15 protein-coding genes are annotated in these 16,419 nt (G+C 71.8%); 12 read left to right on the top strand and 3 right to left on the bottom strand.

What is annotated here, in order from left to right:
- Positions 1 to 172: 172 nt before the first annotated feature.
- The gene (locus ACIBM5_RS43590; RefSeq protein ID WP_396012238.1) at positions 173 to 694 is read right to left on the bottom strand and encodes a GNAT family N-acetyltransferase; all 522 of its coding nucleotides are present in this window, start codon (positions 692 to 694) and stop codon (positions 173 to 175) included.
- Between the two features lie 657 nt (positions 695 to 1,351).
- On the opposite strand from ACIBM5_RS43590, the gene ACIBM5_RS43585 reads away from it, so the two are divergent.
- The 3 genes from ACIBM5_RS43585 (at position 1,352) to ACIBM5_RS43575 (ending at position 3,713) form a co-directional block, all read left to right on the top strand.
- The gene (locus ACIBM5_RS43585; protein ID WP_396012237.1) at positions 1,352 to 1,801 is read left to right on the top strand and encodes a phospholipase; all 450 of its coding nucleotides are present in this window, start codon (positions 1,352 to 1,354) and stop codon (positions 1,799 to 1,801) included.
- A gap of 129 nt (positions 1,802 to 1,930) precedes the next feature.
- On the top strand, positions 1,931 to 2,392 hold the full coding sequence (locus ACIBM5_RS43580; RefSeq protein ID WP_396012236.1) for a carboxymuconolactone decarboxylase family protein: 462 nt from the start codon (positions 1,931 to 1,933) through the stop codon (positions 2,390 to 2,392).
- 760 nt (positions 2,393 to 3,152) lie between these two features.
- On the top strand, positions 3,153 to 3,713 hold the full coding sequence (locus ACIBM5_RS43575; RefSeq protein ID WP_396012235.1) for an HdeD family acid-resistance protein: 561 nt from the start codon (positions 3,153 to 3,155) through the stop codon (positions 3,711 to 3,713).
- An 83-nt stretch (positions 3,714 to 3,796) separates the two neighbouring features.
- Here the strand turns inward: ACIBM5_RS43575 and ACIBM5_RS43570 are convergent, their stop codons facing one another.
- On the bottom strand, positions 3,797 to 5,206 hold the full coding sequence (locus tag ACIBM5_RS43570; protein ID WP_396012234.1) for an amidohydrolase: 1,410 nt from the start codon (positions 5,204 to 5,206) through the stop codon (positions 3,797 to 3,799).
- A gap of 91 nt (positions 5,207 to 5,297) precedes the next feature.
- On the opposite strand from ACIBM5_RS43570, the gene ACIBM5_RS43565 reads away from it, so the two are divergent.
- The 7 genes from ACIBM5_RS43565 to ACIBM5_RS43535 all read left to right on the top strand — a co-directional run bounded on the left by ACIBM5_RS43565 (position 5,298) and on the right by ACIBM5_RS43535 (position 13,418).
- Positions 5,298 to 6,266, top strand: a complete 969-nt coding sequence (locus tag ACIBM5_RS43565) for an alpha/beta hydrolase (RefSeq protein ID WP_396012233.1) — start codon at positions 5,298 to 5,300, stop codon at positions 6,264 to 6,266.
- Positions 6,263 to 7,075, top strand: coding sequence for an ABC transporter ATP-binding protein (locus tag ACIBM5_RS43560; protein ID WP_396012232.1), 813 nt, complete (start codon positions 6,263 to 6,265; stop codon positions 7,073 to 7,075). Before ACIBM5_RS43565 ends, ACIBM5_RS43560 begins: the two co-directional genes overlap by 4 nt.
- Entirely contained in the window at positions 7,072 to 8,904 is a 1,833-nt protein-coding gene (locus ACIBM5_RS43555; RefSeq protein WP_396012231.1) for an ATP-binding cassette domain-containing protein, read from the top strand. The genes ACIBM5_RS43560 and ACIBM5_RS43555 overlap by 4 nt, the downstream gene beginning before the upstream one ends.
- Before the next feature lie 130 nt (positions 8,905 to 9,034).
- Positions 9,035 to 10,204 (top strand): ABC transporter substrate-binding protein, encoded by a 1,170-nt coding sequence (locus tag ACIBM5_RS43550; RefSeq protein WP_391583655.1) that lies wholly within the window; start codon positions 9,035 to 9,037, stop codon positions 10,202 to 10,204.
- Between the two features lie 98 nt (positions 10,205 to 10,302).
- Positions 10,303 to 11,175 carry a branched-chain amino acid ABC transporter permease gene (locus ACIBM5_RS43545; RefSeq protein WP_396012230.1) on the top strand — a complete coding sequence of 291 codons (873 nt, stop codon included), beginning with the start codon at positions 10,303 to 10,305 and terminating at the stop codon, positions 11,173 to 11,175.
- Between the two features lie 20 nt (positions 11,176 to 11,195).
- Entirely contained in the window at positions 11,196 to 12,323 is a 1,128-nt protein-coding gene (locus tag ACIBM5_RS43540) for a zinc-binding dehydrogenase (protein WP_396012229.1), read from the top strand.
- Between the two features lie 123 nt (positions 12,324 to 12,446).
- Positions 12,447 to 13,418 carry an aldo/keto reductase gene (locus ACIBM5_RS43535; RefSeq protein ID WP_396012228.1) on the top strand — a complete coding sequence of 324 codons (972 nt, stop codon included), beginning with the start codon at positions 12,447 to 12,449 and terminating at the stop codon, positions 13,416 to 13,418.
- 105 nt (positions 13,419 to 13,523) lie between these two features.
- Here ACIBM5_RS43535 and ACIBM5_RS43530 read toward each other — a convergent pair whose 3' ends face one another.
- Entirely contained in the window at positions 13,524 to 14,501 is a 978-nt protein-coding gene (locus ACIBM5_RS43530) for an aldo/keto reductase (RefSeq protein ID WP_396012227.1), read from the bottom strand.
- 122 nt (positions 14,502 to 14,623) lie between these two features.
- Between ACIBM5_RS43530 and ACIBM5_RS43525 the strand changes: the two genes are divergently transcribed.
- The gene (locus ACIBM5_RS43525) at positions 14,624 to 15,625 is read left to right on the top strand and encodes a methyltransferase (protein ID WP_396012226.1); all 1,002 of its coding nucleotides are present in this window, start codon (positions 14,624 to 14,626) and stop codon (positions 15,623 to 15,625) included.
- Complete coding sequence (locus ACIBM5_RS43520) at positions 15,622 to 16,359, top strand: SDR family NAD(P)-dependent oxidoreductase (RefSeq protein WP_396012225.1); 738 nt, start codon at positions 15,622 to 15,624, stop codon at positions 16,357 to 16,359. The genes ACIBM5_RS43525 and ACIBM5_RS43520 overlap by 4 nt, the downstream gene beginning before the upstream one ends.
- Positions 16,360 to 16,419: the final 60 nt, after the last annotated feature.

Genomic DNA, 16,419 nt, shown 5'->3' with positions numbered 1-16,419 from the left:
GCCGAAACGTCCGAGTACTCCAGTACGAGAACGTTCCGGCGCGACACCGATGCACCGCACCGAACACCGCGACGGGGCAAACGTTGCCGGGCGCGGCACTAGCCAGGATGTGTCCGGTGGGAAGCCGCCCGCACGGGCCGGCGGAGGGCAAGCCCCCGCCGGCCCTGCCGGGTTACGGCCGGTGCGGGCTCGGGTTCGCCGCCTCGGCGTCGAAGCGCGCCGTGGTGGCGTCGATGCTCCGGCGTCGCAGTCCGGCCTTCTCCAGGACTCGGATCGAGGCGGGGTTCGCCAACTCCACGTCGGCGTAGACGACCCGCACCTCCGGGAGGGTCAGGGCGTGTGCGACCAAGGCGCGGGTGGCCTCGGTGGCGTAGCCTCGGCCGCGCCGCGAGGCGACGACGCCGTAGCCGAATTCCAGGGCACCCTCGCTCGGCGGCCACATCATGCCGATGCTGCCGATCACGAGGCCGGTCTCCCGCTCGATGATCAGACGGTGTCCGGACGCCGCCGGCTCGTCGGACTGTTCGGCGATGACACCGGCGATGACACGATCGCCTTCGGCGGGGAAGTCGGCCGCCCAGTGCGTCGACCGCACGTCGGCGAGTACGGCGGCGATGTCGTCGGCGGACCACGGCCGCAGCACGAGGTGCTCGGTGGTCAGGTCCGTGGCGGTGGGAAAGGTAGAGGAAGACACGCAAGACTCCAGGTCGTTCGAGACGACCGGGCCGGCTGCGACGTTGTGCTACGTGCGCGCGACCCGGACAAGGGCATGGCGATGAAGCCCGGCGCGGGCCATATTCATCAACCTCCCTGGTCGCGGTGGCGAGCACGCATGATCGCGTGTCGACGGAATCTATCAAACGAAGCCGGTGCGGGGGAGACTCGCCCCCGTGGTGCTCGGCGCGCACGTCGGGGCGAGGAATCGTGCGTTCGACGCCGCGAGGCTCCGCTCTTTCGGTGGTCATCCCCAAACCGAGTTCCGTGCCCGCGACTTCGCAGGCGGCGGTGGGGTGTGCCCGCACATGTGCCGAGCCTCGCGAGGTCGTGCGGGCCGCCGCCCGTGCATGCCGGGCCGCCGATCGTTGCGAAGGCGGGTGCGTATCCCCGACGTGTCGCCGATGCGGATCGTGGCGAACGGGAGGGGCTCGGCGGCTGAATTCCTGTACATGATGGCGGCTAGGCATGGACGGGCGGCCGTCGCATCCGGTGGGATGGGTTCCGCCTTTCGTCGTCCCGCGCCGCGGACCCGCTTCACCGGTGCGCGGCACGGGAGTTCGACGGGCGGAGTTCGGCTGCTCACCCCTGCTCCCGGCATCCCGTACAGGGAGCGCCGGCATCCTGGAGGTATTCGATGCGTCGGCTGACCACAATCCTTGCCACCACCGCGATGGCGGTCGCCGCCGGAGTCGGCGCGACCGCGCCGGCCCAGGCCGCACCCGCGAACAAGCCCCAAGTTCTGTCCGGTTGGACCCAGACGAGCGCCGACAGCTACAACGCCTGGTATTCGGCGCGGCAGAACCAGGGTTCGTGGTCCGCCTACGGCTTCGACTGGTCCACCGACTACTGCTCCGGTTCGCCCGACAACCCGTTCGGGTTCCCGTTCCAGACCTCCTGCGCCCGGCACGACTTCGGATACCGCAACTACAAGGCGGCAGGGGCGTTCCCGGCCAACAAGTCGCGGCTGGACAGCGCCCTGTACGAGGACCTCAAGCGCGTGTGTGCCCGGTACGGGGCGGTGACCCGCGCGACGTGCAACAGCACGGCCTGGACGTACTACCAGGCGGTCAAAGTCCTCGGCTGACGACCACGGCCGACATTTCCTTCCGCTCCCCGTCACATGTTCGCGGGCTGCTCCGTCAGTGCTGTGTAGGACGCCGCAGGGCCGGAACGGCATCGCCGACCGGTTCGCCCACGCACTGAAGGAGACGTCATGACCGCTCGGATGAAGAACCCCGCGATGGTGCTGCCCGACGCGATGAAGGGGATCCAGAACATCTACAAGGCGATGTACGCGGGCGGCGTCGAGCCGCGGATCCTGGAGCTGGTGCACTTGCGTGCCAGTCAGATCAACGGCTGCGGCGCCTGCGTGTTCGCCGGTGTGACCAGTGCGAAGAAGGCCGGCGAGAGCGACGAGCGGCTGCACGCGGTGGCCGCCTGGCGGGAGGCGCCGTTCTTCACGGACGCCGAGCGGGCCGCGTTGGCGCTGACCGAGGCGTCGACGCGGCTGGCGGACCATTCCGGTCAGGCGGTGTCGGACGCCCTGTGGGACGAGGCGGCCGACCACTTCGACGAGCGGCAGCTTGCCGCGATCATCCTGATGATCTCGGTCACGAACTTCTTCAACCGCATCAACACCACGATTCGGGAGCCCGCGGGCGCGACCTGGAATTGAGCGCGCAGACCGGTGGGAGGGGGCGGGACCCGACCGGTGTTCTCGGGGCCGGGTCTGCGGGGATCCACCCGATCGGGGCGCGGGTGTCATCCGATCGGGTGGAACGCACGCCGACGGCCCGACCGGTCCGCGTTCCGGCCCTATCAAGGAGGCATGAACGACGAGCCGAGTTCGACGGTGCCGCGCCCGCGCGGACCGGGTGCGGGATCGTACGGGTGTGCCCCCGGGGCGCCGCGGCGGATGTGGCCGGCCGGTGTGGGTGCGACACCGGTGTTCGATTCGCTGGTGCGCGAATGGGCCCGGACCACGCGCCGGCTGCCCCAGGCGGCACCCACATACAGCTGCGCCTCCTGCCATTTATCGCATCCGCCGGCGCCATGAGGGCGCACTGCCCGCACCCGCGGGCGGGGGCCGGCGCCGGTTCGACTCCGAGGCCCGGGAGGCCAGGAGCCCAGGGCCCCGGGGGCTCGGGAGGATCGGGGAGCCCGGTCCCGGAATCCAGGGCTCGGCCCCGACGGTGAAGGTCGAGTCGAGGGTCGGGGTCACTCGGGTTCGCCGATCCCCGCGCCCGATGGGCACGGCCTGCGGACCGCCGGAGCGGGCCCGACGCGGAGGCGTACTCGTGGCCCGCGTGCGACGGTGGACGGGAGTGGATGCGGGTGGCTCGCCGAATCCGGGTGGGCGCGGGCGTCGATCACCGGGAGGAACCATGTCTCCGATCTCTCGTGGCCTCGGGAACCGGTCGGCGGGATCAGCGGGGGTGTCGCGCGTACTGCTCGTGCTTGCGCTCGCCTCGGTGGTCCTCGGCGCGGTGGTGCTGGCCTGGCCGACCCAGACGGTGCGTGTGGTTGCCGTGCTGTTCGGGTTGTACCTGCTGGTCAGCGGCCTGATGCAACTCGCGCTGAGTGCGGGGGCGCTGTTCTCGGGTGGCATGCGGGCGGTGCTGATCGTCAGTGGTCTGCTGTCGGTCGTGCTGGGCATCGTGTGCCTGGGCGGCGGCTCGCGCTCGGTCACCGTGCTGGCCGTCCTGATCGGTATCGGCTGGCTCGTCCGCGGCATCGCCGAACTGGCGGGCGCGGCGGCCACCGGCGGGCTGCCCGGCCGGGGCTGGGTGGTGTTCTTCGGAATCGTGGACATCGCCGCCGGCATCGTGCTGATCGCGGCCCCGGTGTCGAGCACCAAGGTGCTGGCCGTGCTCGCCGGCATCGTCCTGGTCGTGCTGGGCCTAATCGGGGCCGTGGTGGCGATCGGCCTGGGCCGAGGTCGCACGGACGCGACCTGGCAGGCGGGTTCGGCCTCGCGGTCCTCGCGGCTGCCCTGAGCGCGCAGCCGCCGCGAGCGTGCCCGGGGTGGGCGGAGTGCCGAGGGGACGCCGGTGCGTACGCTCGTTTGCGGTCGGGTGCGTCAGGGCTTCTCGTACACCACCCGGCCGTCGACGACGGTGTGCGTGATCGGGATGTCGGGGAGCGCGGTGACCTCGGTGTCGAAGGGGTCGGCCGCCAGTACGCACAGGTCGGCTGCCTTGCCGGGTTCGAGAGAGCCCTTCCAGCATTCGGCGCCGTCCTGGCGGGCGGGTGTGGTGGTGTAGGCGCGCAGGGCCTCGCGCAGGGCCAGCCGCTGCTCGGGACCGCACACGGTGCCGTCGAGGCCGGTGCGGGTCACGGCGGCGACCACGCCGCGGCGCCAATCGGGGGTGAGGACGGGGGAGTCCGAGCTCAGGCACACCTCGATGCCGGCGTCGAGGGCCTCGCGGGTGGGACACATCCGGGCGAGGACGTCGGGGCTCAGCGTGTCGTGGAGCATGTGTCGGGTGGCCACCGCGATGCCGGGCTGGGTGTTCAGGCCGATGCCGGCCGCGGCCATCTCGGTCAGCGTGTTCGGATGCAGCAGGTCGCCGTGGATGAGGTAGTGCCGGGCGGCCGGGCGCGGGTCGCCGTCGAGCGCGGCGCGCAGTGCGGCGACCACCGCGGCCGAGGTGCGGTCGCCGGTGGAGTGCACGCCGATCTGGTGCCCGGCGGCGTGCGCGGCGTGGATCATCCCGGCCAACCGGTCCCGGCGTTCCCCGGCCGAGTCGCCGTCGATCAGCAGCGAACCGTGTGACCCGTCCGGGTAGGGCTCGCACACCCAGGCGCTGCGCATCGGCGGGATGCCGTCCGCGAAGATCTTCACCCCGGCCACCCGGAACCAGCCCGGCACGTCGGCCGGCGGGGCGAACTCGCGCAGTCCGGCGGCGAATGCGTCCGCCGATCCGGGGCCGTCCAGTTCGCCGAAGAGCAGGAGTGCGGTCACCCGTGCGGTGAGCCGACCCTGGGCGGCCAACGCGGCGTAGTCGGTGAGTGCGGCGGAGCCGAAGCAGCCGGTCTCGCCGGCGTCCTCGCCCGGGCCCAGGCCCGGTTCGGTGTAGCTGGTCACGCCCAGCGAGGCCAACAGGTCGTGGGTGCGCAGGATCGCGGCGCGACGGTCGGCGCTCGTGCGCAGGTCGGGCGCCCCGGCGGGCGCGTCCGGCGGCCCCGCCTGCCCGCCGCCGCTCAATCGGTCCATCAGCAGGTGCGGCCACATCGCGCCGAGCCAGACGCCGTGCAGGTGGGAGTCGTTGATCCCGGGCAGGACCGCGCCGCCGTGCAGGGGGATCACCCGCGTGTCGGGGCCGATCGGCGGGGCCGGGTCGGCGTCGTCGCCGAGGTGGGTGATCCGGCCGTCGGTGACGGCGATCGTGCGCGCGATCCGGCCCCGGGCGTCGAAGGTGTGGATGCGGCCTCCGGTGAGGACCAGGTCCGCCGGGCGGGTGGGGTTCGGCGATTCGTGGTCGCGCACTTTATTTCCTCCTGGGATCTGGACAGGCCCTCCGGGAGCCCATACCGTACACGCAATCAGATACGATTTGCGAGTCGATTGGGAGGCAACGGTGCCCCTGCATCCGGAAGCCCAAAAGATCATCGAGCGCACTCGGATCGGCGCCGACACCGTCGGGAGCGACGGTGAACCCGCCCCCCTCGCGATGGACGCCCAGGCCATGCGGGACGGCTTCGCGCTCACCTGGTCGATGCCGGACCGACTGCCCGGCGTGGGATCGGTACGCGACACCACGATCCCCGGACCCGCCGGCGACATCCCGGTCCGCCTGTACACCCCCGAGGGGCCCGGGCCGTTCCCGGTCCTGGTCTGGTTCCACGGCGGCGGCTGGACCATCGGTTGTCTCGACGAGAACGAGTACGCCTGCCGCGTCGTGTGCGCCGGCGCCGAGACCGCGGTGGTCTCGGTCGACTATCGCCTCGCGCCGGAGAACCCGTACCCGGCCGCCGCCGACGACTGCTACGCGGTGGTCGGGTGGCTGCACGAACACGGCGACACGTGGGCGGTGGACGGCGGGCGGATCGCGGTCGGCGGGGAGAGCGCGGGCGGCAACCTGGCCGCGGTGGTCGCGCTCAAGACCCGCGACCTGGGCGGCCCGCCGATCGCACTCCAGGTGCTCGTGTCGCCCGTGGTCGCTCACCCCGACGACGGGCGCTCCTCCTACCGGGACTTCGCCGACGGCTACTTCCTGTCCAAGACGAGCATGGACTGGTTCTTCACCCAGTACCCGCGCGACGCCGCCGATCTGGCCGACCCGTACCTGCTGCCCAGCCGCGCGGACGACCTGTCCGGGTTGGCGCCGGCGTTGATCCTGGGCGCCGAGTACGACGTGCTCCGCGACGAAGGCGAGGACTACGCGAAGGCGTTGAACGCGGCCGGCACCCCGGCCCGGACGGTGCGCTTCGACGGGCTCATCCACGGCTTCTTCGGGCTGCTCGCCACCGACCTCACCGACGCCGCACGCGCCCACGAACTGGTCGTAGAGGCCCTGCGGGACGCATTCGCCGGGAGAGCGGGGTGAGCGCCACGAGCGCCGCGAGCCCGGCGGGCCCGGTGCGCGAGGCGGGCACGGCGGCCGTGCTGCGGCTGCGCGGCGTCGCCATCGCCCGGGACGAGATCCCGGTCGTGCACGACGTCTCGCTGGATGTGGCCGCCGGCGCGGTCACCGTGCTCCTGGGCGCCAACGGCGCGGGCAAGACCACCCTGATGGACGGCATCGCGGGCCTGGTGCGCACCACGGCCGGAAGCATCGAACTCGGCGACCGTCCGATGCGGAAACTGCCCGTCCACAAGCGCGCCCGGGCCGGCATCGGCTACGTCGAACAGGCCCGCACCATCTTCCGCACCCTCACCGTCGAACAGAACCTGCTCGTGGCCCGCGCCGGCGCCGGCGACCCGGACGCCGTCTACCGGCTGTTCCCCGAACTGGCCCGCCGCCGCACGCTCCAGGCCGGCCACCTCTCCGGCGGCGAACAGCAGATGCTCGTGCTCGGCCGCGCCCTGGTCACCGATCCCAAGGTGGTGCTCGTCGACGAGATGTCGCTCGGCCTGGCCCCCATGGTGGTCCACCGACTGATGCGCGTGGTCCGCGAACTCGCCGACGAGGGACTGGCCGTCCTGCTCATCGAACAGTTCGCCAATCTCGCGCTCGGCGTCGGCACGCACGCCTACGTGCTGCGCAAGGGCCGCATCGTGCACGACGGACCCTGCGCGGAACTGCGCGGCAAACCCGAACTCCTGCACTCCTACTACTTCGGCGGCACAGCGCACGCCACCGACCCGCCCGGTTCCGCGGCCGAGCCCGCCCGGATCGGCGGTGGCAGCCGATGAAGCCCGCCACCGACTCACCCGCCGGCAGGAAATCCACCGTCATGGACCTGATCGACAAGCGCTCCGCGGCCGGCATGATCGCCTTCGCGATCGTGGCCTGCGTGGCGATCCCCAACATCCTCTCGCCCTACTGGCTCTACCTCGCCATCACCAGCGTGATCGGCGCCGTGATCATGCAGAGCTACGGCGTGATCGTCGGCCGCGCCGGCGTGATGTCGCTGTGTCAGCTCTCCTTCGCCGCCATCGGCGCCTGGGTGGTGATGCGGCTCAACCTCGCCGACGCCCCCGGCGGCCTGCTCGTCTGGCTGATCCTCGGCGGCCTGGCCGCCGCCCCCGTGGGAATGCTGATCGGCCTGCCCGCACTGCGCGTTCGCGGCGTCAACCTGGCCGTGATCACCTTCGGCGCGGCGGTGTCCACCGACATCGTGCTGGGCGCCAAACAGTTCCCCGGCACCGAGGAACTCGAGACGGTGGCCCGACCGGCCGCGTTCACGAGCAACGCCGACTACTTCGTCCTGGTCGTCATCGTCTTCACCGTGATCGCCCTCGGCCTGGCCGCACTGGACCGGACCCGGCTCGGCCGCTCCTGGCTCGAACTGCGGCACTCCGAACGGCTCGCCGCCTCGCACGGCATCTCGCCGGCCCGCAGCAAACTCGCCGCCTTCGCGATCAGCGCGTTCATCGCCGGCATCGGCGGCGGCCTGATGGCCGGCCAACTCGGCCTGGTGGTCTCCGGCAACTTCGCCATGGGCCAGTCCGTCACCCTGTTCGCGATCGCCATCCTGATCGGCCCGCACCACCCCGAAGGCGCCCTGATGAGCGGGGTGTTCGGGGCCGCCATGGCCACCCTCCTGGAGAAGGTGAAGCTGCCGCAGGACCTGGGCGGGATCATCTTCGGCATCGTGCCGATCTTCGCGCTGCGCAGCGGCATGAGCCAGACCGACTTCACCCGCAACCGCAAACGCGTGGCCAAGGCCCGCAAGGTCGCCGACGGCACCGCCGGCGACGACCGCGAACGCGCCGACGCCGGCCCGCCGGCCGAGCGCACCGTCGGCGCCCCCGCCCGACCCGCGGGCACCGAACCGGCCCTGGCCGTCACCGGACTGACCGTACGGTACGGCCCGGTCACCGCCCTGGACGCGGTCGACCTGACCGTGCCCGCCGGCACCGTGGTCGGCCTGATCGGCCCCAACGGCGCGGGCAAGTCCACCTTCATCTCCGCCGTCGGCGGCTTCCTCGGCCGCACCCCCGGCTCGGTCCGCCTGGACGGCACCCCCATCGACCGCCTGGCCCCGCAGGTCCGCGCGGCCAGGGGACTGCGCCGCACCTTCCAAACCACCCTGATCGCCCCCGAGTTGACCCAGTACGAGTACCTCGACATCGGCGCGGGCCGGCGCCTGGCGCGAGCCGAGGCCGACGAACTCCTGGAGTTCTTCGGCTGCCCGGTGGGAGACCTGCCCATCTCGATCATCGACGCCGGCACCCGCCGACTGCTCGACGTGGCCGCCGCGATCGCCGCACGGCCGGCGGTCGCCCTGCTCGACGAACCCGCCGCCGGCCAATCCGCCGCCGAATCGCTGCGCCTGGGGGCTCGACTCGCCCAGGTGCCCGAACGCTACGGAGTGGCCGTCCTGTTGGTCGAACACGACATGGAACTGGTGCGCGTGGCCTGCCGCGAGGTCACCGTCCTGGACTTCGGCAAGGTGATCGCCTCCGGCCGCACCGAGGACGTCCTGCGCGACCCCGCGGTGTCCGCCGCCTACCTCGGCGGCGCCGACACCCCCGACGGCGCGGTCCCCCCGACCGCGATCGTCACCCCCACCGGCTGAGCGCCCGACCGGGCCCGACCCATCCGCACCGCCCCCGCGTCGCGCGTGCCTCCGCGCCGACTCGGGTTCCCCCGGCATGCCTTCGATCGGATCGACTGCGTACCGATCCACCATGACAAGGACGTTCCCCATGAAGCGTTCCCTCGTGAGCCGGCCGGCCATCGCCCTGGCCGCGCTCGCCCTGGCCGCGACCTCGTGCGCCGGCGACGGCAGCGACGGCGGCTCCACCAGCGGCGCCATCAAGGTCGGCTCGATCAACGGAATCACCGGACTGTTCCAGACCCCGGAGGTTCCGCAGGCGGTCAAGGCCGTCTTCGACGAAGTCAACGCGGCCGGTGGGATCAACGGCCGCAAGATCGAGTTGATCAGCAAGGACGACGCGATGAACCCGCAACGTTCCACCGAGAACGAGGTGGAACTGGTGCAGTCCAAGGGCGTGGTGGCCCTGGTCGGCTCCTCCAGCGCGGTCGACTGCGGCGTCAACCGCGCCGCGTACAAGACCGCGAAGATCGTCTCCATCCCGGCCGTCGGCGTCGACCCCGCGTGCTTCAACAGCCCCGACATCGCGCCGGTCAACCCCGGCCCGTTCAAGCTGCTCACCGCGATGCTCTACTACGCCTCGGAGACGCTGCACCACGACAAGGTCTGCCTCTACTACACCACCCTGCCCGGCAGCGGCGGCGGGATCAGCGACGCGATCAAGGAGTGGAGCGACCTCACCGGCAAACAACTCGCCGCCAAGGACACCGCGGTCGGCGAGGGCGACCCCACGCCGCACCTGATCGCCGCCAAACAGGCCGGCTGTCAGGCCGTGCTCTACAACGCGCAGGTCGGCCCGTGGTTCGCCCAGGCGCAGACCCAGGGCATGCAGAACGTCGACTTCATCATGGGCGCCAACAGCTACACCGACGCGAACGCCAAGCTGGTCCCCGCGGGCATGAAGGCGTACGTCGGCACCGAATGGCAGCCGTACACCGACGTGACGCTGCCCGGCAACGAGCGCTGGGCGCAGCTGATGGACAAGCACGGCATCCAGCGCACCGCGTTCAGCCAGGGCGCGGTGATGTCCGCCGACGTGTTCGTCCAGGTGCTCAAGGGCATCAAGGGCGACATCACCCGCAAGACGGTCACCGAGGCGTTCAAGAAGATGACCCCGATCGACTACCCGATGGTGGGCTCGCCCTGGGTGTTCGGTCCCGACGACAAGCACAACCCGGTCCAGGGCAGCCGCTTCGTCAAGGCCGTCGACGGCAAGTGGCAGGTGTTGCCCGAGGGCTTCATCGTGCCCGGCAGGAAGTAGCCCGGCAGGGTGCGACCGATCCACCCCGGCCCGACCGCCGCCGACCGCGCACGCGGTCGGCGCGGCCGGCGCCCCGGAGCAGGAGGTGCTCGAAAAGCATGTTGAACTCGGTGATCGCGGGCCTGAGCAGCGGTGGGGGCTACGCGCTGCTGGGCCTGTGCGTGGTGTTGACCTACCGGCTGGTGGCCGTGGTGAACTTCGCGATGGCGGCGGTCGGCGCGATGGGCGCCTTCACCATGGTGTCCCTGACCGACGACGGCCTGAACGTATGGCCCGCGCTGCTGCTCGGAGTCGCGGTCAGCGCGGCCCTGTCCGGCGTCCTGGGCGCGGTGCTGATCCGCTGGTTGGGGGAGCACAACGAACGCACCAAGGCCGCCGTCACGGTGGCCGTCTACGTCGCGGTGATGGCGGTGGGGCTGCGCCTGTTCGGCGCGACCTCGACCGGCGCGCGCCGGTTCCCGGCGCCCTTCGACGGGGCGCTGTTCCGGATCGGCGACGTGGTGGTCTCGCAGGCCGTGCTGGTCTCCCTCGCCTTCGCGGTGGTGATCACCGTCGGCGTCGAACTGATGTTGCGCAAGACCCTGGTGGGACTGCGGCTCCAGGCACTGTCGGAACGACCGGGCACCGCACAGGTGGTGGGCATCTCCGCGCCGCGCCTGGCCACCGCGGTGTGGGTGGCGATCGGCGCGCTCACCGCGCTGGTGATCATCCTGGTCGCGCCGCGCCTGGGCGGCGACTTCTCCACCCTGGGCAAGCTGATCGTCACCGCGCTCGCCGTGGCCATGGTCGGCGGGTTCCGCAACCTGCCGCTGACCCTGGCCGGCGGGTTGCTGCTCGGCTGCCTCGAAGGCATGTCCGCCGCGATGGAGTCGGTGCGCGAGTACCGCGGCGTGATCCCGTTCCTGGTGATCCTGGTGCTGCTGTGGTGGCGCAGCCGGCACGAGGTGTGGGACACCGCGCACAGTCGATGACAACGAACCGGAGTTCGCAGATGATCATGGGAACCCGCCCCGCCCCGGACGGCTCCACCCGCGCCGCCGTGCTGCGCGCGCACGACCAGCCACTCACCCTGGAGGACATCGCACTGCCCGAACGGTGCGAGCCGGGCGCCGTGTTGGTCCGGATCGGCTGCGCCACGCTGTGCGCCACCGATGTGCACCTGTGGCGCGGCGCGATGAGTTTTCCCGGCATGTTGCCGATGGTGCTCGGCCACGAGATGACCGGTACGGTCGAGGCGGTGGGTGTGGGCGCCATCGACGCGCTGGGGCGCACGCTGCGGGTCGGCGATCGCATCGGCTGGTCCGAGTCGACGTGCGGCAGCTGTTACGCCTGCACGGTGCTGCGGCGGCCGGTGGGGTGCGTGGACCGGGGCTACGGCTTCCGCCAACGCTCGGACCGATGGCCCTATGCCACGGCCGGGTTGGCCGAGTTCGCCTACGTCGGGCCGCGCGCGGAGAAGGTGCTCGTGCCGGACGACGTGCCCGACACGTGGGCCGCGTGTGCGGGGTGTGCGGTCAAGACCGTGCTGCACGCCTTCGACCGCGCGGGCGGGGTACGGCCCGGCGCCGAGGTGGTGGTGCAGGGCGCCGGGGCACTGGGCCTGGTGGCCGGTGCGATGGCCAAGGCGAGCGGCGCGCGGACGGTGATCACCATCGGCGGGCCGGCGGGCCGGTTGGAACTGGCCCGGGAGTTCGGCGCGGACGTCGTCATCGGCCTGGACGGCGACCCGGACGGCCGACGCGAGGAGGTACTGGCCGCCACCCGCGGGCGCGGCGCGGACCTGGTCCTGGATCTGGCCGGGGCACCCGGGGTCGGCGCGGAGGCGGTCGAACTCGCGGCGTTCGGCGGCACGTTCGTGATCGTCGGCAGTACCGGACCCACTCCGGAGCGGTTGCCGCTGGGGACCGTGATGGGTAAGGAACTCAATGTCGTCGGCTCGCTCAACGGCGATGTGGGCGACTACCACCGGGCCGTCGAGTTCCTCCGCGACTTCCGGCAACGCTTCGACTGGGACCGGCTGTTCGCCGAGCCGGTCGGGCTGTCCGGGGCGAGCGAGGCGCTGGCGGCGATGGGTCGACAGGAGCAGGTCAAGGCCGTCGTACACCCGTGGCTTCCGTGAGCTCGCACATCGTTTCGCCGGCGCCGGGGTCGGGTGCGGTGGCCGATGCCCAGGTAGGCGATGTCGAGGTAAGCAACGCCGAAGTAGCCGATGCCGAAGTAGCCGATGCCGAGAGGACCTTCGATGGGTGACATCGACAGCAACGCCGTTCCGCGACGCCGGTTGGGGGTCGACGGTCCGTCCGTGTCCGCTCTCTCCCTGGGCTCGTGGCACACCTACGATCGCATGGACTTCCACGACGCGGTCGACCTGATCACGTGCGCGGTCGAGGCCGGGATCAACCTCTTCGACGTCGCGGTGTACGGGATTCCGGGACAGAAGCCGGTGTTCACCGACGTGCTGTTCTCGGCGATCGTGCGGGCGGCGGGGTTGGCGCGGGAGGAGTACCTGTTGTCGACCAAGGTGTGGCTGGAGGGCTATCCGGCACAGTCCTTGCGCGAGCAGGTGGAGCGGGCGATGTTCCGGGCCGGGACCGAGTACGCGGATCTGGCGATCCTGGGCGACATCCGGAGCGAGGATCTGGACCTGGAGCAACTCGCGGGCGACATGGCGGAGTTGGAGAAGGATGGGTTGATCGGGCACTGGGGGGTGAACAACTGGTCGGCGCAGGCGATCACCACGATTCGTGCGCATGCCTTGGTGGCGGGGTCGCCCGGACCGCAGGTCGCCCAGCTGAAGTACAGCCCGTGTCGGCGGGCGATCGCGGACGGTGCGCCGTTCGCCGAGTTGTTCTCGGCCGGGTTGTCGATGCAGGCGTCGGACGTGTTGGAGGGCGGCATCCTGGCCGGCAAGGTCGCGCCGACCCGGGAGATCGGGCGGGACCCGGGCGGGGTGCGGGAGCGCATCATCGCGTCGGCGCCCGGGCTCGCGGCGGTGGCGGCCGAACTCGACGCGAGTGCCGCGCAGGTGTGCATCGCGTTCGCGCTGTCGCATCCGGCCACCGCGAGTGTGTTGTTCGGCGCGACGCGGCGGGAGCAACTGATGGACAACATCGGCGGGTTGCGGCTGCTCGATCGGGTCGGGGCCGGCGCGTTGCGGGCGCGGTTGGTGCCGTTCTTCGCGGACGGTGGCTCGGTGGACCCTTCGGGTCCTTGAGGGGATTCGGTTTGGTGGGGGCGGGCACTCGGTCGAGTGGCCGCCCCTTCGGCATGCGACCTCCGGCCGGGGTGGGTCGGCCGCGAGCGCCGGTCGGGCCGGGTTTCAGGCTCCCGAGCCGGCCGGGTTCGCCGTGTCGTGGTCGGACCATGCGGCGGACAGGGCGGTGCGGAGGGCCGAGCCGTGCCGGGTGAGCAGGTTCAGGGCGTCGAGGTTGTCGTGCCATTGGCCGAGGCGGCTGGCACCGAAGAGGACCGTGGCGACCGTGGGGTTGGCCAGGCAGAAGGCGATGCATACCTGGGCGGGGGTGGCGTCGAACTCGGCGGCGACGCGGGCGACCAGCGGGTGGGCGGCGCGGATGCGGTCGCGGATGTTGCCGGGGTCGGCGCCGATCTTGCGTTGCGGGTGCAGGTTGCCGGCCAGGATGCCGCCCTCCAGCACGTCGGACGCCTGCATGGCCAGGCCGTCGGCGAACAGTTCGGCGAAGGGCTCGCCCTCGGGCACCGTGCGTCGGGCCGGGCTGTACTTGAGCTGGGCGAAGGTCGGTGGTGTCAGGCCCTGTTCGGCGGCGAAGCGCCGGGCCCGCCACACGTCCCCGGCGGACCAGTTGTTGACGCCCCACGCGGTGAACCGGCCGGCCGCGATCTGCTCGGCGACGTCGCCGACCACGGCCGGGACGTCCAACTCGCCGAAGTAGTCGCCGACCACGACCAGGTCGGCCCGGTCGGTGCCGATCCGGTCGAGTGAGACGGCCAGTTGCTCGGCGAAGCCCTTCTTCGGGTACTCCCACAACCACAACTTGCCGCACAGCAGGTAGTCCTCGCGGGCCACGCCCGCCTCGCGGATCGCCTGCCCGAAGATCAGGTCGGTGCGCGCGTTCTCCGCGTGCGGACCCATGTCGTAGTGCGCCACGTCGAAGAGTTCGACCCCGTGTGCGAGTGCGTCGCGGATCAGCGCGACGGCGTCCGACATGCTCATCCTGTCCCAGGTGTTCCACGAGCCGAGGCCCAGCACGGGCACCTCGGGACCGTGTGCGCCGAGTCGACGACGGGGCACGGGACTGCCGGCGGGGGAGTGCGGCACGGATCCTCCTGGGAAGCGGCGATCGACCCGAATCGGCGGATCGCCATCGATCGCCATTGTTGACGGCATCGGTAATCATATAGCATTCCAGATACCAACTTCCTGTCCCGCGAGGAGATCCGATGTCAGTTCCCTCGGACGTCCAGGCCGAGGTCGGCCCCGATTCCATCGTCGATGTCGCGATCGGATACATGGCCGCCAAGCAGCTGTTCGCGGCCAACGAGGCGGGCCTGTTCGCGGCCCTGGCCGACGGCCGCGCGCCACTGGAAGAACTCGCGACCCGCACCGGACTGCCGACCCGGACCGCGCTCATCCTGGCCGACGCGATGGTCGGCCTGGGGCTGCTGGAGCGCGACGCGGACGGCTACGCCAACTCGCCCGCCACGCTGCGCCATCTCAGCGGGTCCGGGCAGGACGTGGACCTGCGCCCGTTCCTGAGCTTCCTGGACACCGTCAGCTACCCGCACTGGCTCGGCTTCGCCGAGACCTCGCGCACCGCGCGGCCGGCCCCGCTCGACCTGGGCGGCGACCGGCTCGGCGTCTTCCTCGGCGGCGTGATGACCTACAACGCGTTGCACGCGCGGATGCTGGCACGGGCCTACGACTTCGGCGCGCACCGGCGTGTACTGGACCTGGCCGGCCTGTCCGGATCCTTCCTGGCCGAGGCGCTGCGGGCGCATCCCCGGTTGCGGGCGACCTTCGTGTCCGGCGGCGACCTGGTCGGCCACGCGGAGCAGACCCTGGCCGCGGCCGGGGTCGAGGAGCGGGTCGAGGTGGTCACCGCCGACCCGCTGACCGACGAGGTGCCCACCGGCTTCGACCTGGTGCTCCTGGAGCATGTCGTGCACCGCTTCGACGCCGAGCAGAACCGGCGGATCGTGGCGGCGGCGCGCAAGGCGGCCGAGCCCGGGGCCCGGCTGCTGCTGCTCGACTTCTTCCTGGAGCCGGACGGCGTCCCGCGGCTGATCGACACCCTGCACGCGGGGGAGTACCTGGTCATCGACGGCACCACCGTCTACCCGCGCGGCGAGGTCGAGGACTGGCTCGTCGAGGCCGGTTGGCAACCGGTGGACCTGCTCGAACTGCCGGGCAGCCCGCGGGTGATCGTGGCGGAGGCCCGATGAGCGCGGGCCGGGTCGTGGTGGTCACCGGTGGCGCGAGCGGCATCGGTGCGGCCGTCGCCCGCGCCTTCGCCGAGCACGGCGACCGGGTCGTGATCGCCGACCGGGACACCGAGGCGGCCGAGCAGGTCGCCCGCGAACTCGACGGCGTCCCGGTCGCCATGGACATCACCGACCCCGCGTCGGTGGCCTCGGCCCTGGACCGGGTCGTCGCCGAGGTCGGCCCGCTCGCGGTGCTCGTCAACAACGCCGGGCTGGTCGCCGGCGCCGGGCTGCTCGTCGAACTGCCGATCGAGGTCTTCGACACCGTGGTCGCGGTCAACCTGCGCGGCACCTTCACCGTCACGGCCGCCGCCGCCCGACGGATGATCGCCGAGGGCGCCGGCGGTGCCATCGTCAACATCAGCTCGATCGGCGCCCGCCAACCCACCGCGGGCCTGGGGCACTACGAGGCCACCAAGGCGGCGGTGGACGCGCTCACCCGCACCGGCGCGATCGAACTGGCCCCGCACCGCATCCGGGTCAACGGCGTCGCACCCGGACCGGTGCACACCCCGATGACCGCCGGCCTGATGTCCGACCCGCAGGCCCGGCAGGCCTGGGAGGCGCGCATCCCGCTCGGTCGGATCGCGGTGCCCGAGGACGTCGCGCCGCTCGCGGTGTTCCTGGCCTCGCCGGCCGCGGCGCACATCACCGGCACCATCGTGCCGGTGGACGGCGGTCAGCTGCTGGTCTGACCGGCGCCGACACAGCGGGGGTGGGCGACTCGCGGCATCGGAGTGGCCGGACGACACGAG

This window comes from Embleya sp. NPDC050493, assembly GCF_044458105.1.
Lineage (GTDB): Bacteria > Actinomycetota > Actinomycetes > Streptomycetales > Streptomycetaceae > Embleya.
The sequence above is the reverse complement of the archived record's forward strand: the minus strand, read 5'-3'. Positions and strand labels throughout refer to the sequence as shown.